The following is a 14,559-nucleotide window of genomic DNA, read 5'->3' as shown; positions in this document are numbered from 1 at the left end:
GGGGCTTATTTACTTGCAGCGTGGAGCTTTTGGGACTTCAGCCTCATCGCCGCCTGAATGTCTCCGGCCTTGGTTGCCGCGGCGATCTGCGCATCGATGTCCGGCAGGTTCTCGGGGCTATTGCCTTCGCCGGGGACGACAACACCAACACCGACCGGAGCAACGATCTTGAATCCAGGATTCGTGGTGATGGCCGCCTGAATTTCGGCGGTCATCTTCGCGGTGAAGTCCGAAGCCGTCGGGTCGAGATCGAGGGACTTGATCTTGTCCATGAACGACCGGGAGTCAATCAGCGAGTTGGCATTCGCGGCCGCGCCGGGTGCGAGACGCAGGATTGCGTTCTCGACTTTGGTGTCTCGAGCGTCCTGCTGTGCGGCGGTGAGACTCGTTGCGATGGCAGCCGGGTCGGGCGGAGTCGCCGGATCAGATCCACCGGTGAGTCCGGCGAGGATCTGGTCGTACTTCTCGGCCTTGGGGTGATTCGCCTTGGCTCTGGTCTCCCACCTGCGCGAGTTGTCCAGCTGCGTCTTGACCTCTGCGGGTGTCAATCCCTCGAAAGTCGTTGCCCAGTCGTCCGGTGCAGGCGCGGCGGGCGGAGTCGCAGCGGGTGGAGTCGCAGCGGGTGGAGTCCCGGGATCAACAGCCGGGGCAGGTGGTGTGCCAGCCGGACTCTGGGGATGGCCTTGTGGATCGGGATTGCGTCGGGGATGGCGCCGTGCGGCACGATTCCCGAACTGACCGAAAGGATCCAGAGCGGCAGGGGCAATTGTGAACAGCGACTTGCTGGGATTACGCATCGAACTTCACCGCCAGACCGTTCTCCTTGACGTACGCGACACCGACTTCGCAAGCAAGTCCGTCGGCGTCACGTTCGCTGAATCCTCCCTCGATCAGTTCCTTGCGGAATCGCGACAGAGTTTCGGCAGTTGTACTCATATTTGCTCCCGTGCGGGATAGGTCAGCACCGTGCGGCGCTGGGGGAATGTGGAGCCCGAAATTCATCCGGGCATGACAAAGGCCCCGGAGCGAAATGCTCACGGGGCCTTTGCGATGTCGGTTGCCGCTATGCGGCTACTTGAAATTTGACCTGTTCAGTCCAGCGACGAATCCGATCGACGTCGTCCGCGCCGATCGCGGTCAGCAGGTCGAGGAATGCGTCGATGTTGCGGCGTATTCCTGTCGGGATGACGAGAGCGAACTCGATCGCGTCCTGCAGCGCGAGATCGACTGCGAAAGCGGGGTCGCCGTCCTCGAGCACGCTCTCGATGTAGCGGCGATTCTCGGCAGGTAGGCCGGGCAGGATCGCCGCGGCGATGATGCCCGCTTCGCGATCGTATGCCTCGACCTGTTCCTGGTTCATATCGTCACCTTATCGCTTTCGTGGCTGCGGCGGGAGCTGATACAGGACAGAGCGGTCGAGTTCGCGCGGAAGCACCTCGCCTGTCGTCCGGTCGTTCTTGACGACGCCGTTTCCGTTGACCGGGTAGGCATGGCGCATGATCTCCTCGCCGTTCTTCGGGTACGAGGCGACTTCGACGATCACGCCGTCGACTTCGAGGCGGCGGACTGTCGCGTCACCGGCCGTTGAGGACCAGTGATGTTCATCCACCGTCGCCCGTACCGCGGTGATGATGCGGTCGTCGTCCCAATCCGGCGGGAACTCGGTCTTGCCCGGACGACCGACGCCGGATCGGTGCCCGCCCGCTTTCACGTTGTCCGGTTCACCGTCGAGAATGTGCCGCCGATTCTGCGCGGTGATCTCGATGTGCGGCGTTTCGGCCTCAGCGCGCGTCAGGCGCTTCGGGAGCGATTCGCCGTCCTCTCCGCCTGCGACGATCTTTCCGGCCGTCGGCGGCTTGATCGGAGGCTTGCCTCCGCCTCCCCCACCCTTCGGTGCCGGTGCGCGCTTGTCGGCGGCCGCGGCTACCCGAGCAGCTTTGGCAGACGACTCACCCGCCCGCATGTGCGCGAGAACTGCCTTGGTATCGATCGCACCGAACTCACCGACCCCCTCGGTCGCCCGAACCGCGGCGATGTACTCCTCGTTCCATTTCTCGACGTACGGCGGTGGTTCGTACGAGCGTCCCGGCCTGACTTCGATCGCCGTACAGAAGCACTTGTCGTGATACTTCTCCCCCGCTGGTTGGGATCCCCGGACACGTCCTGCGCGACCGATGTCGTGTCCGACCTTCTGTCCCTTGTAGTTGCGTTTCGGTTCCCAGCGTTCCGCGCCGACGTACCTGGCAGACGCCTTGGTGCTGTAGACAGGTCCACGGGTGGCTATCATCTTGCAGAAGGCGCAGGCGTTCGACGAGGCGTGACGAGCCCACGTGGAACCGGGTTCGCGCCTGTGATTTCCGATGATCGTCTCGCGGGCGGCGTTGAAGATCGTCCGTTGCGTGAATCCGGCAATTCGAACTAGAGCAGCGTCGCCCGCAGCGCCAAGTGCCCATCTGGTCGACGTCGAAAGCTGCTCGACAGGTGCCAGGGCGGCAGGTGTTGCACGATAAGCCAATTCGGGAGCCGAATCCTCGTACCATCGGGCGGCAAGCTCACCCGTCATCGACTCGTACGGCTGAATCGTTTCCGGCACCGCCTGCACCATCGCGGCACGAAACCTCATGCTCGTCAGATCACTGGCGGACAGCTGTTTCCACAATTCCGAAATATCCTGCACCGCCAGCAAGTTGATGCGTTCGAGGATTTCGATCCGCTCAGTCGGCGAGGGCATCGGGCACGCCCTGCTCGGGACTTCGCTTGCTGGCGAGGGCGATCACGTTCGGATCGGTGACCTGACGCGAGGCATTGATGATTCCATCGACGCGTGTGCCGAGCTGCGCGCGCTGCATGTCTGCCATCGCACGCGCAACCGTGGTCTCGTCCCAGCCCATCATTTCCAGACCGACCGCCGAGTTCTTCAGCTCGGGGTACGCCTGCAAGAGCTTGACGACGAAGTCGCCGGCCGAAGCCTGCGACATCGTGGCGGGGTTGCGCCACTTCGAGCGAAGCGTGCGCCACTCGTCCGGGATCTCGGCGCGATTCTCCCGAATCTGCAGACCCGTCAGAACCGACTTCACCCAGGTCGTACCGAAGCCTTGGTTGCAGTATTCGGCTTCGATCAGCAGGTCTTCCTTCGCCGCGTGAATCGCTTCGGCCGACGACGGGTTGTCCTGCACGACACCGAGAGAGCCGACCGGGATTGTCGTCTCTCCGGAAAAAAGCGTTGCGTAGGTGCGCAACTGGTCGGAGTGCGGTTGAGGTGACGATGCTGCGAAGGTGCCGACCTGCGGGAGTTCGCCGTCCTCGTTTCGGCCGGCGGCCCACAGTCGGCCCATGATCGCCTGCCACTGCGACTTCAGGTTGCCGTTCTCGTCGACGAACATCGACTCGTCTGCACCCATGATCCACCGCTGCGGCGAGGAGTAGAACTCGGCCGAGACTTCCATCCGCACGGCCGTGCGCAGCGCTGCGTCAGCGAGTGCCATCACCGGCCGCGAGATCCGCGAGGAACCAAACGGGCGTTCGAGATGCGGCTTGTGTACGAGCAACTCGACCGGGACTCGTTTGAGTCCGTGCTTTCGGCGGTCGACGTGCCACCCCAACGTGTACTTCGTCATCGTGATCACAACGTCCGGCAGGTACATCACCACGAGTGTGGGAAGTCCGTCCTCGGAGGTGTCGACGATGGCCAGCATCGCCGAGATCCGGCGCCGACGACGATCCCACAATGCCGTCCCGGACATCGCCGAGCGCGTCGTGATCAACACGTCCGGTTCGCCGGATTCGACATCGCCCTTGGTCGTGGCCACGAACGCGCAACTGTGAATGTATGCCGAGGTATGCGCTTGCGGCGCTTCGACATCCATGCTGTTCGCGTTCCACATCGCGTCGATACCCATGTCGAGCGACGAGCCGCCGGGAATGACGAACCCGTCCAGCTTGTTGCGTCGCGCCAACCCGTCGACCGCTTTGGCCGGCCACCCGAGCACCATGTCGATGTTGACCATGTCGGGCGGGATCGCGATGCCGAGATCCTTGAGCAGGTTCTTGTGGTCGTAGTAGGTCTGACGCAGACGATTGCGCGTCAACTTCTGCACGTACTGACGGAGCAGCTTGTCGAGCGTGTTCTGCTCGTCGTGCGGAAGTTCGGGCACCTGCATACTTGACGGAGTTCGCACCGCTCCGAGGATCGGGACATTCACGAGAGAACCACCACCTTCCCGCTACCACCCGAGCGAATCTTGCTGCTGTTGAGCGCGATCGTGCGACCCATCCGAGCGCCGATCATCGTGACCGCGTAGTCGACGAGGAGTCGCGACGAGCGGTTGATCTTGCCGATCGAGGTTCCCCACGCGTTCGGCCGGTTGCGGGCGTTGAGCGTGTGGCTGATCAGAATTGCGTTGCCGTCATGAGTGAGAGTTCCGTTCTCGTCGATGTCGAGCGCGGTCTGCATCGCTGCGCGCGTGAAGAGGTCATTTCGTCGTGCGCCGCCTGGCGACGACAGACGCATATCGAATAGCACCGCGTGTCCCCCTGCTCCTGGTGTCGCCCACAAGGGCAACTTCTTGCGGTAGTCGCGGTGCAGCTCGTCGATCATCGGCATCCAGTAGAGCGTTTCGGTCGCATCGTCTTTCGCGGGCGACGGGTCGATCCCGAACCAGACGATGTTCATCGTGTCGAGCACTTCTCGGACACGGGCCTCGACCTCATCGCGCGGGGCAAGCCACTTTTCGACCTTCTCGCCGTGCTTCGGGAACCACGCGCCCAGTGACAGAACGTGACCGTCGGAGAGCCTGCACGCGGACAGCGTCGTGGCGTCACCCGACTTCGAGCAGTCGAGGAACATCGCGAACTTGTCCGTCGCGTCCATCTCCCAATCGGGGCGCGAGAGCTTGCGGAAGTCGCGAGTCTCGATCCACGCGTCCTCGGCGGTCGCGAGACCGTTGAAGTAGAACCGCACGGCATCCGAGAGCGCCGTCCGTTGGTCCTGCGCTTCGTCCCTCAGTCGTTCGAGGTCCGCCCAATGTGCGTCCGAGTACGCCGCTTTCAGCCCGAGCATGACCTCGTCGTGGTCCCACAAGTTCAGGCCTGGGGGCGCTTCGCGGGAGTCGTACAGGATGTCTTTCTTGCGTGTCAGACCAGCGACCTGCAATTGCCACGCGTCGTAGGACTCGCCCGCGACGCTCTCCGCGCTCGAGCTGTGCGCGTTCGTCAACTCCAACAGTCGGGCCGCAACATTTTTCGGCGACTTGCCGATGTTGCGGCGCGCGACGGCGGCGATCTTGAAGCCGCCGTTGGACTTGAGCATGTGGTGCGACTCGTTGAGGAACGTCGCGGTCGGCGGGTCGCCCTCGGTCGATTTCTCCGACGCCTTGAGCAGCTCGATTTTCGAGCCGTCGCCGAGTGCCGTCCGGGTCAGGCCGGCGTCGACCGCGTAGGCGAGTTTCATCCGGTCCGAGATCATCGAGTTCGCAACCCAGAGCACTTTCGCTGCCTGGCTTTGCGAGTTCGCGCCGATCTGCACGAGCGAGAGTCGGTGTTTGCGTCCGATGGCGCGCTTGCCGTCGATGTCGTGCAGGTTCGCGGGGCCGCAGAGCTCACACAACGCGAGAGCGCCTGCGAATGGATCCTTACCCGTTCCCTTCGCCCCTCGTTTGACGCCTGAGCGGTACAGCCAGCGACCTTCCCAGTCGACGGCATACCAGAGGTGCATGAATCGTTTCTGGCCCTGTGTGAAGCGCCAGGGCTTGCCGGTGCCCGGATGCAGCAACCACTTCTGGCCCCACCGGATCATGGCGGGGCCGAGCGAGAGCGGCAGCAGCTCCAAGCGCGACGGATGGTTGTACGGCAGTGTCAGATCACCCGGCCAGGGCAATGTCAGCCAAGCGCCGTGATCGTTCTCGGTCGGTCCGACGTAGTAGCCCGGTGCCATCTCGTTGGCGACTCGGTCGATGTCGAACTCGTCCAGCGCTGCGGCGAGCTCGGAATCAGGCGTAGTCCTCGCGGAAGTCGTCAATGTCAACAACCTCCGCGCCTTCGCCATCGCCTTCGCCGGCGCCCGGTCGGATCAGCTCGACCCGCACGCGGCGGCGTGCCGATTCCGTGGTCATGAGGTCGCCCATCATTGACCAGATCTGACGTATCGAGGCGGCCCGAAGAGCCGACGGGTTTTCCGGGCTCTCAGCTGCCTTGAGTACCGAGGACGCGTAGTGCGCGGTGAATCGGGCCGCTTGCCAGTCAGAGTCCTCGTAGAACTTCGACTGTCCCGACGTTTCGAGCGACCAGTACCAACCTTTGATCACTTTGTGCCACGACGGGTCCGCCGCCGGCCGCTTCACCGTCGCCGAGGCGGGAGCCTTTTTGACCGCGACTCCGGCCTCGTCGGTCTTGTTGCGCCGAGTCCGTGTTTCGGTCCGTTTGCCCACTGGCCCACGAGTGCCCACGACACACCTCCCGCGAGAAAAATGTTCGAATCAGGCATCACCCGACGTTGTCGTCGGTCGGCCGAAAATGCCGGTTGCCAATTGCATTGCAGTCCAACGGTTCTCAAAGCGAAGCCGTTCAGTGCACCTCTGACGGGCGCAGTCTGCGGGGTCCGAAAAACCCTCGAACCGAGCGAAAATCGCTGTGCGGCCGATTGGTCGAGCCGATCTAAAAAGACCCCTGACCTGCGGCGGAAAAATGTAAAACCCGTACATACAGGGATGCACTATGCCTTTAGGGGCTTCGTCCCCCTTGGGGAGGGGGTACCCCCCGGTGCCTCAGCGGCGCGGCAGCTGCTCGGCAGGTTCATCCGGGGCGGTCCACTCGCCGAACCACAGCCGCCGCCAGCGATCGTCGCTGCGGGCATCATCAGCGAGGTCCAGCTTTACGCGGAAGTCGTCCAGGTCGATCCAGGGCGAGAAGACTGGTGCAGATCCGGGCTCACCGCGATCGGGCAGTCCGTCCGGGCTGACGGGGTCGACGAGAGCGAGCCGACTGTCACCCGGTCGCTCGTAGAGTCCGGTCTTGTCGATGAGTAGGCGGTCGGTGCCGGCGGTCGGCGGCTGACTCGTCACGGTGTCTCCTCGATTCGTCTCGGGTCGAGCATCGGCGGCGAAGCATTGGGGTTGATCGGGTCAGGCTTGCATCGGCCAAGCGTTCCGCCTTGATGGGCAGGGCAGTCATCGGCCGAGGCAAGCGCAGCCATCAGCTCGATGTCACCTTTGAATCAGTCCGATGTGAGGCTTGGTTGGACGCTTCCGAGATCCGGGATGACGAGCAGCTGTCGCCTCGGCCTTGGTCTTGATCTCGTGGTGGTCGTGACACAACCACTGCAGGTTCGACGGGCTGTGATCGTCGCGGTCGTCGATGTGGTCGCAGTCGGTACCGCGCACCGTGCATCGGACTCCGTTGGTTGTCCACTCGCATCGGTCATGTGCTCGACGGCGGGCCATCTTCCGGAGGGTCTGCCAGTTGCTCGGCAACTCGTCGCGTCGAGTTGAGGTGGCGAAGCGGTTGGGCATTGTCACCACCGATCGATCGGATCACTCGCAGCACGTCAGTAGATGGGGCTGCGTGATGGGTGCGGCGGGGGGTAGTCGATCGGGGGCCGGCATCTGCGTGGGGGTCGGGTGTTTGCCCTGGAAACCACGATGACCAACGTGCTTTGAAGTCACGTCGGCCAGTGGCAGAACTGTAACGCGTCACATCGTGGGCTGTCCAGTCCGTCGATTCTTGCGGGCTTCTCGGCAGTGCTCGACGTGGGCCAGGACGTCACCGACTCGGTAGTGGGTGCGGCCAGAGATGTGGTGCCGTGGAATGTATCCGCGGGAGGCCCATTGTCTGATCACTGCCGGTGTGACTCCCGCGAGATCCGCTGCCTCCGTTGCTTGCACGAAGTCTTCGTCGTTGGCGGTCTCGGTCTTCTCCTCGACCCAGCCTTGCCCGAACCGGATGGCGGCGGCGTCGAGCTGGCGGCAGGTCTCGGGTTTGAGTGCCATCAGCGCCGAACGGTATGACTGCAGCAGTCGGCGCGCGATGTCGAGCTGTGTGTCAGCGGGCCAGGGCCACATGTTGTTCACCGGGCGAGTTCCTCTCTGATGATCGATGCTCCGATCTGTGTGAGTCGGTGGTACTCGGTTTCGCTCCATACCGAGCCGCAGGATCGACAGTCGACGTCGGTGCTTCCTGCGTTCTTGCCGAGCTGTCGGGACTCGCAGCGTGGGCACGGCACCGGCATTCGATTGCGCGGCCGCTCGACGCCGACGAGCATCACTGCGCGGCGATGCAGTGCGACGAGTGCGAGCGCCAGCTGCACGCCGTCGAGCATTTCGGCGACGTAGTCGTCACCGGCGCGATTCCACATCAGGTGCTTCCTCGGTGGAGCAGCGAGCAGGTTGTCGATGTTGCGCAGGACGATTCCGCGACACGTGACCACTTGCGCCAATCGGGTCTGTGCTGACGCTGCAGGTTCCGCGGTGATGAGAGCAGCGCAGCGATAGACCGTGTCGGCGATCTCGTGCATCAGGGCGTCCGAGTACACGTTGAGCGGCACTCGTGATCCGGGTGCACCGCTGCGGACCTCGGAGCCTGCGTGTTCGGTGGGTACGAGGAACAGTGCGTTCAGTGACGTGTAGTCGTCCCACAGTCCGCCGATCGCCGCCTCGATCTGGTAGCGACACCGACTGCACACGGTGTTCGCGGCATCGGTGGTGCGAGGAATCCAGTCGAGACTGTCGCGGGCGCGGGATCGGCCGGCGCACGACGAACCTGCTCGACAGTGATGGATCTCGGCGAATTGGTCGGGGTTGGTGTTCAGGCCGATACGGCTATCCATGGGCATCTCCTGACGACTGAGGGTTCTGTGAGTCCGGGAGAGATCGACGTTTCCTGCGGCGGCGGCCACGGGATGACTTTCGAGGTTGATGAGATTCGGAGGTTTGGTCACGTTGGGTAGGGCTTGAGACCCGACCCGACCCGACCCGTCCCGACCCGACCCGACCAGTCGAGACAGGTTCCGTACCCTCGAGGTCTGCTGAATCAGCGGATGATCTGCGGATGTTCTGCGGATCGGGTGTTTCCGCTGGTTGCTGCTGGTGTTGCGCGGTCTCCGAGGGGGTTTCGGGTCGCTGCGTTGACGATGCGTTCGCCGACGGGTTGTCGGTTCGCGGTGCGGGAGTGACAGGTCGTGCCGCCGTAGCGGTGTCCAGAGTCGTTGGTGCGTCGTTGCCCGAGTGGATGTCGGGTCGGTCTCCTGCAGGTGCCGTGCTCGCCGCCGTGGCGGGGCTCAGGCTCGTCGTGTCGGCCGGCGGTGTGCCGGGCGCGAGATCACCAGGATTGAGCTTCTTGCGGGGTTTCGCTGGGACTGTCAGGTCGTTGTTCTGACGCCAGGTGTTCCCTGCAAGCCATTCGATCGTTTTCGGGGAGTAGTAAGGCTTTTCCGGTGCGTCGAGCAGTTTCTCGATGCCTTTCGGGCGAGAGCTGTCCTTGCGGGAGCTGTTACAGCTCGTGCAGGAGACCACGTAGGTTTCGATGGTCGCGGCCTCGCCTGCGATGAGGTGGTCGTACGTTCCCGATCGCGCGGCCTTGCGGGAGCCCCAATCGACGACTCGTCCGCACCAGCGGCACGCGTCTCCATCACGTAGCCGCACGGGAACGATCAGTGACGGCCGTGAGTTGTCTTTCCTGCGTTGCTGTTCCCACTCGATTTCCTCTTTGAGTCGGAGGTGCAGGAATTCGTGATTGTCGTCGACCAGCTTGTACGCCGGTCGACCGTCGACCTCGATTTCGGTCATGTATCCCGCGAAAATCGCCACTGCGAGAAGGGTGTTCACACGAGACGGGCCAGCCATCAGGACCGCTGTACCACGGGAAACGACATAGTCGGTCTTGTGTGATCCGGATTCTGCTGCGCAACGCATCGCGAAACCGTGCACTTCGTTGACCAGTCGGTCATCGCACTCTTCGTGTTCGAGGATCGTGAGGACAATCGGATTCGTTGCAGATGTGTCCCCCAAACGCGCCCATGTCACAGCAGCGGACCAACCGGGGCTGGTCGGAACGTACTAGCGGAGAGCGTCATTAGCATTCCTCACAAGGTTCGGTAGTCATCGGAAACGGGCCACGTTGGCCGGCGGAGCGCGGGCGACGCGGCAACCCTTCACTGGCGGCACCATCTGTTACGCGCCTTCACAGATTCGGCGGGGACCAGAGGAAAACAGCCCGGCGAAGGGGCAGGAAAGCTGCTGGTACGTCTACCGGTTCAACGGGTTTGGATTTCACGGGTTCGGGCTCGGTCAGCCATTCGATGATCGCGGGCAGGCTGTTCCACTCCGCCCAATGGCTATACAACTCTTTCGAGACACCGGCGCATTCGATGATGGCTTCGAAGTCACAGTCCTGTGTGAGCGTGGAGTAGCCAAAAGAGTGATTTCGTTCGGTGACGATGACTTCGGCGTCCGAGGGCGCCCCTAGCTTGGTTCGAATGTCAGCGGCGAGCGTGCCCGCGATGATGCGGCGAACAACCTCAGTCTCACGAGAGTATTCAGGTGTTCCACGGCTGGACGGTTCCGTCGTATCGTCCGTACGCGGCTGGTCGACCTCGAACTGGTCGATCGTCACCTTGTCGACTTCAGCGCTCTTCATCGGTGCCTCCTGCGGGAATTAGTGCGAGTTCTGCGCTGTCGGCCGGCGTCGACTGCCCACATCGGCGGTGTGATGCTCGGCCGAGGCAGTGCGTGCTCTTGTGGTGTGCGGGTATCGGGTTCAGGGTTGCCGACGCCCGCAGTCCGAGCGGTTTCATTAAGGGGGTCGTCGGGCAACGTCCAGAGTTCATTGAATGGCGTGAATCTGGCTCTACGGACCGCGTCGACAAGGAACGGGTTGGGGTAATCGAGAATCCGTTGGAGCGCTCCCATGGGGTGGGGCCATTCCCGCGGGAACTGCATCTCGGGCGGAATCGCTCGATCCGCAAACGAGAAGTCTTCGCCGTACCTGTACGGCCTACCCTCGTCGAGAATTCGACCGATCGCACCCATGTAGTCGGGCTCTTGCAAACCGCCGTAGGTGTACGGCGCGAACACGCCCTCTTGACTGGCTGCTGTGCGCTCTATCGCCCTCGTGAGAACACCGTCCTGGATTCGCGCGCCCACGCCCAACCAGTACCGCTCCCGAAAGGCGCTCATCGACGGCGGCGAGATGTCGGCGACTGCATGGCCGCGCATCCAGAGCTCGACGACGGGCATATCTGGAATTGGGCCATACACGGTCGTGCCGGGAAACACCTTGCCGAGAGTTAGATCAGTTTGGAGCTTCAGAGTCTTTTCGTTGTTGCTCCGAATCCAAGCGAGCTGGCTTTTCGTTGCCCATGGACCAATGAAATGAGATCCGGGGCAGAGGATCTGGCTGTCGTCCTCCGCATGTCGATAGTTCTCGTCGTACCACCGAACTCGGCGCATCCCCTCCATGCGTGTAGTGATCTGCAGACCATGCCACTCCCGTCCGCAGTGCCAGCAAGTCTGCTGATTCACGTTGTAGTTGTAGCCACTTCGGTCGTGGTAGCCGCTGAGCTGCTCGTCGACCAGGGCGTCGATCTCGTCGATGATGTCGGTCATTTCTGCCCCCATTCTTTGCCGCACCTGCAGATTCGGATCGTTGCGTACCGGGACTCATTGACTGGCTCAGTGATCGGATACTCGGGCGTACTGTCAACCCACCTGGACGCGTGACCGCCCCATGCCGTGATCGTTGTCGTCGACCGGTGGCGTTCAAGCCATTCAGCTCGCCCACTGCTCCAGGAGCGCCAATCTGTTGGATCCCACGGGTTCGGTTCTCTCATTGCATGGCAATCGAATTCGCCACAGCTCGGGCAATGTGTCCACGCTTCGAATTGATCGGTGGCGAGTGCCGTCGCTTCGCTGGGCCGCTTTCGTCCAGTCATGGCCTCGTAGACTTCAGCCTCGGTAATCGGCTCACGAGTCACCTGAACGCTGAATTCCATTAACGCCCAAACGATCATGGCAATAACGACGCAGATGAGAACTATGCGAATCCAAACCATTTAGTCCGTCACTCGCTTCACGCATTCCGTGCAGCGGAGGTCGCCGCCAACGAGGAACACTTCGTCACCTGGCTTGACGATGTTGTCGCAGCAGTGGCATTCGTAGCTTGTGGTTGCTTTCATTCGGTGCCTCCGATGCCCTTGCCGATCATGCGGGCGATGGTTCCGATGGTGATGAGTACTGCGACGACGACGATCGCGGCAATTCCGGTGACTGCTGCGTTCATCGCGCACCTGCGTTGGACAGTCGCGCGGTGGCCGGCATGAAATTGCAGACGATTTGGTCGGTCGGCAGTATCCATTCGTCGGTGACGGTGCGGACAACCCACCAGTCGATCGCGTCGGCGTCGCGGCCGGCGTAGATGACCTTGCATGGGATCTCGTCGACGACGGGCCGAATGGTCCCGTTCCTTACCGAGAGCCGTGTGCGAAGCAATCGAACGCCTGTCGGGCGGATTGGGGTGTTGTTGCGGCCGAGTTCGGTTTCTGGGAGCGACCAGCTGCCCGATCGTGGTGCCGCGACACTAGTTTCGCTCACGCGTCGTCCCCCTTTGCCGGAACAAAGGGTGCGAGGTGACCAATTCTGTAGGTCTCCTTAACCGACTTCCCTGGACGGGAGTGCCAGATAACGCCGTCGCGTTTAATCCACACGGTTTCGGTGTGGCCTCCATCCCCGAATGTGCCACGGAACTCGACATTCTCGGGAACCGCGTTCAAACGCGGCCACGCTCCGGTTTGGGTGGGGACAGGAACAACCGGCGAGGAGGCAGGGTTGTTCCACCTGAGACCTCTACTGTCGGTGTGGACGCCGGCATGTCTAGCGGGGAGTACGCACGGATGCATGTCCCCACCGCCCGTGCACGGCGCCTCCGCTTTCGTCCCCTCCTCGGCCGCAACGAACGGGGCGAGGTCATTCACCGCTGACACGTCCCAGATCTGATAGCCCTTGACGGTCAGCGGCATCGGGTTGTTTAGGTCCGCGTATTCGGTACTGCCTTTGCCGCAGCGCAACCAGATTGAGTGCCCACCCTCGCGGCCCTTGGACACGAACTTCACGCCATCCGGCACGTCAGCGGCGCTCGGCCACGGTCCGGTTTCGGTGGGGGCAGGGACAACCGGCAAGGAGGCGGGCTCAAACGTGTCCGCAAATGGCGCGGGCTTGCATGGGTAGAACTCGCCCTGCGTGCCCTTGATGATCCAGTCGCCCGGATGCGCGGTCATCACCCCTTCGAGGGTGTCTATCTCGATGACGATCGGGCATCCTGTGCCAACTGTCGGGGTTGCCACTCTGCCTCCGCACCATCGAGCGACTCGCTCAGGTGTGGTGTGGTTGTCGAGACGAATCGCTTCGACCTCGACGGGCTTCTTCCGGAACTTCCTCGGCCTGTCAGCTTTCGTCTCTTCCTCGGCGGATTCGGCAGGGGCGGGAGTGGGTGCGTTGTAGCAGAAGTCGAGATGATGTGCCGCACCGCAATCGCCGTCCGTGGTGCATTTTTTGTCCCACGGTCGGCCTTCGGGGAGATCAAACTTCACTTCGTCGGCGGGTTCGGTTGCCGGGAACAGGGCGTCGACCGCTTTGATGAGCCGATTGACGTGCGACCGGGCATACCCATCGAAGTTGCGATACCCCCGCAACGCTTCTCGTGCTGCCTGCACGTCTTCCACCTGTTCGGCGGTGAGGATCCAGCTCTCTGCGGTATCTATCAGTCCGTTGAGGATGCGGCCACCTTGCTGTTCGCAGGATTTGTCGCAGGAGTTGTTTGGGGCAGCGTCGGGTGTTGTCTCGGTTGTCATTTCGCGGTGTCCTGTTCTTTTTGTTTGGCTTCGACTTCGGCGGGTGTGGGGATTCGGGCGTCCCATCCGGCCCGGTGTCGGGCGAGTTCTTCTTTGACGACGGGGCGTAGGTCGGGTTGCGGCATTCGGCCGATGAATGATTCGCCGCAGCGGACGATGATCGAGCTGGACGTGCGGACTGTTTCGAAGGTGAACGGTTCGCGGTAGCAGGCGGCGGCGGCGTGGAACTTGCGGATCAGTGAGTCACCGACGAGCAGCCAGTCGACTTTGCGTAGCGGTGAGTGTTGGGCGTGCGCGAATGTCGCTGGGATGTCGGGGAATTTCTCCTCTTCCGGCAGTCGCAGGACGGTCAGTGATTCTTCGCCGTCGAAGAGTCCGGATGCGTCGGTGATCGTGATTTCTTGTTCGGTCGTTTCGATGCAGAGTGTGTGTTCGGGTTCGTCGCCTTTGGTGCGGCCGCCTTTGAAGACTGTGAGGATTTTCTCGACGTCGGCGACTCCGATGTCGATGATTTCGAGTTCCGGTTCGACGTGGCTGACGACGGAGACGAGTGCCCAGCCGACGGTTTGGTTGTCGGTTGCGAGGACGTTGATGTTGACGGGGCCGATGTCGAGGCGGACTCGCGAGAGGAAGGGATAGTACTTTCCGTTCGACGCGTGGGCGACGGTCGAGATGAGTGCGGCGCGGAAGTCGTTGGTTTCGACGAGGATTCGTGTCATGGGTTC

General features: G+C 62.4%; 17 protein-coding genes. All 17 read right to left on the bottom strand.

Going from position 1 to position 14,559, the window contains the following annotated elements; all coding sequences use genetic code 11:
* Nucleotides 1–5: 5 nt before the first annotated feature.
* The 17 genes from QM716_RS28410 to QM716_RS28330 all read right to left on the bottom strand — a co-directional run bounded on the left by QM716_RS28410 (nucleotide 6) and on the right by QM716_RS28330 (nucleotide 14,553).
* Nucleotides 6–797 carry a hypothetical protein gene (locus tag QM716_RS28410; protein ID WP_283307586.1) on the bottom strand — a complete coding sequence of 264 codons (792 nt, stop codon included), beginning with the start codon at nucleotides 795–797 and terminating at the stop codon, nucleotides 6–8.
* Entirely contained in the window at nucleotides 790–936 is a 147-nt protein-coding gene (locus QM716_RS28405; protein WP_283307585.1) for a hypothetical protein, read from the bottom strand. The genes QM716_RS28410 and QM716_RS28405 overlap by 8 nt, the downstream gene beginning before the upstream one ends.
* A 127-nt stretch (nucleotides 937–1,063) precedes the next feature.
* Nucleotides 1,064–1,360, bottom strand: coding sequence for a hypothetical protein (locus tag QM716_RS28400; RefSeq protein ID WP_283307584.1), 297 nt, complete (start codon nucleotides 1,358–1,360; stop codon nucleotides 1,064–1,066).
* Nucleotides 1,361–1,369: 9 nt separating this feature from the next.
* Complete coding sequence (locus QM716_RS28395; protein WP_283307583.1) at nucleotides 1,370–2,731, bottom strand: VG15 protein; 1,362 nt, start codon at nucleotides 2,729–2,731, stop codon at nucleotides 1,370–1,372.
* Complete coding sequence (locus QM716_RS28390; protein WP_283307582.1) at nucleotides 2,715–4,202, bottom strand: phage portal protein; 1,488 nt, start codon at nucleotides 4,200–4,202, stop codon at nucleotides 2,715–2,717. The genes QM716_RS28395 and QM716_RS28390 overlap by 17 nt, the downstream gene beginning before the upstream one ends.
* On the bottom strand, nucleotides 4,199–6,016 hold the full coding sequence (locus QM716_RS28385; protein WP_283307581.1) for a terminase: 1,818 nt from the start codon (nucleotides 6,014–6,016) through the stop codon (nucleotides 4,199–4,201). Before QM716_RS28385 ends, QM716_RS28390 begins: the two co-directional genes overlap by 4 nt.
* The gene (locus QM716_RS28380; protein WP_283307580.1) at nucleotides 5,988–6,443 is read right to left on the bottom strand and encodes a phage terminase small subunit; all 456 of its coding nucleotides are present in this window, start codon (nucleotides 6,441–6,443) and stop codon (nucleotides 5,988–5,990) included. Before QM716_RS28380 ends, QM716_RS28385 begins: the two co-directional genes overlap by 29 nt.
* Before the next feature lie 318 nt (nucleotides 6,444–6,761).
* A complete protein-coding gene (locus QM716_RS28375; protein ID WP_283307579.1) occupies nucleotides 6,762–7,058 on the bottom strand; it encodes a hypothetical protein in 297 nt (98 codons plus the stop codon).
* A 141-nt stretch (nucleotides 7,059–7,199) separates the two neighbouring features.
* Complete coding sequence (locus QM716_RS28370; RefSeq protein ID WP_283307578.1) at nucleotides 7,200–7,505, bottom strand: hypothetical protein; 306 nt, start codon at nucleotides 7,503–7,505, stop codon at nucleotides 7,200–7,202.
* Nucleotides 7,506–7,685: 180 nt separating this feature from the next.
* Entirely contained in the window at nucleotides 7,686–8,063 is a 378-nt protein-coding gene (locus QM716_RS28365; protein WP_283307577.1) for a MerR family transcriptional regulator, read from the bottom strand.
* A complete protein-coding gene (locus tag QM716_RS28360) occupies nucleotides 8,060–8,818 on the bottom strand; it encodes a hypothetical protein (RefSeq protein WP_283307576.1) in 759 nt (252 codons plus the stop codon). The genes QM716_RS28365 and QM716_RS28360 overlap by 4 nt, the downstream gene beginning before the upstream one ends.
* On the bottom strand, nucleotides 8,811–9,833 hold the full coding sequence (locus QM716_RS28355; protein ID WP_283307575.1) for a hypothetical protein: 1,023 nt from the start codon (nucleotides 9,831–9,833) through the stop codon (nucleotides 8,811–8,813). The genes QM716_RS28360 and QM716_RS28355 overlap by 8 nt, the downstream gene beginning before the upstream one ends.
* A gap of 337 nt (nucleotides 9,834–10,170) precedes the next feature.
* Complete coding sequence (locus tag QM716_RS28350) at nucleotides 10,171–10,602, bottom strand: hypothetical protein (protein ID WP_283307574.1); 432 nt, start codon at nucleotides 10,600–10,602, stop codon at nucleotides 10,171–10,173.
* A gap of 20 nt (nucleotides 10,603–10,622) precedes the next feature.
* Nucleotides 10,623–11,594, bottom strand: a complete 972-nt coding sequence (locus QM716_RS28345; RefSeq protein WP_283307573.1) for a hypothetical protein — start codon at nucleotides 11,592–11,594, stop codon at nucleotides 10,623–10,625.
* Between the two features lie 669 nt (nucleotides 11,595–12,263).
* A complete protein-coding gene (locus tag QM716_RS28340; protein WP_283307572.1) occupies nucleotides 12,264–12,578 on the bottom strand; it encodes a hypothetical protein in 315 nt (104 codons plus the stop codon).
* Nucleotides 12,575–13,834 (bottom strand): hypothetical protein, encoded by a 1,260-nt coding sequence (locus QM716_RS28335; RefSeq protein ID WP_283307571.1) that lies wholly within the window; start codon nucleotides 13,832–13,834, stop codon nucleotides 12,575–12,577. Before QM716_RS28335 ends, QM716_RS28340 begins: the two co-directional genes overlap by 4 nt.
* On the bottom strand, nucleotides 13,831–14,553 hold the full coding sequence (locus tag QM716_RS28330; protein ID WP_283307570.1) for a hypothetical protein: 723 nt from the start codon (nucleotides 14,551–14,553) through the stop codon (nucleotides 13,831–13,833). Before QM716_RS28330 ends, QM716_RS28335 begins: the two co-directional genes overlap by 4 nt.
* Nucleotides 14,554–14,559: the final 6 nt, after the last annotated feature.

Origin of the sequence: Rhodococcus sp. IEGM 1409, from assembly GCF_030056735.1 — a bacterium.
Taxonomy (GTDB): Bacteria; Actinomycetota; Actinomycetes; order Mycobacteriales; family Mycobacteriaceae; genus Rhodococcus_F.
This window is presented reverse-complemented; position numbering and strand designations above follow the sequence as displayed.

Coding starts and splice junctions, on each gene's coding strand:
- QM716_RS28410 (WP_283307586.1), bottom strand. CDS start 797: ATGCGTAATCCCAGCAAGTCGCTGTTCACAATTGCCCCTGCCGCTCTG.
- QM716_RS28405 (WP_283307585.1), bottom strand. CDS start 936: ATGAGTACAACTGCCGAAACTCTGTCGCGATTCCGCAAGGAACTGATC.
- QM716_RS28400 (WP_283307584.1), bottom strand. CDS start 1,360: ATGAACCAGGAACAGGTCGAGGCATACGATCGCGAAGCGGGCATCATC.
- QM716_RS28395 (WP_283307583.1), bottom strand. CDS start 2,731: ATGCCCTCGCCGACTGAGCGGATCGAAATCCTCGAACGCATCAACTTG.
- QM716_RS28370 (WP_283307578.1), bottom strand. CDS start 7,505: ATGCCCAACCGCTTCGCCACCTCAACTCGACGCGACGAGTTGCCGAGC.
- QM716_RS28360 (WP_283307576.1), bottom strand. CDS start 8,818: ATGGATAGCCGTATCGGCCTGAACACCAACCCCGACCAATTCGCCGAG.
- QM716_RS28355 (WP_283307575.1), bottom strand. CDS start 9,833: ATGGCTGGCCCGTCTCGTGTGAACACCCTTCTCGCAGTGGCGATTTTC.
- QM716_RS28345 (WP_283307573.1), bottom strand. CDS start 11,594: ATGACCGACATCATCGACGAGATCGACGCCCTGGTCGACGAGCAGCTC.
- QM716_RS28335 (WP_283307571.1), bottom strand. CDS start 13,834: ATGACAACCGAGACAACACCCGACGCTGCCCCAAACAACTCCTGCGAC.
- QM716_RS28330 (WP_283307570.1), bottom strand. CDS start 14,553: ATGACACGAATCCTCGTCGAAACCAACGACTTCCGCGCCGCACTCATC.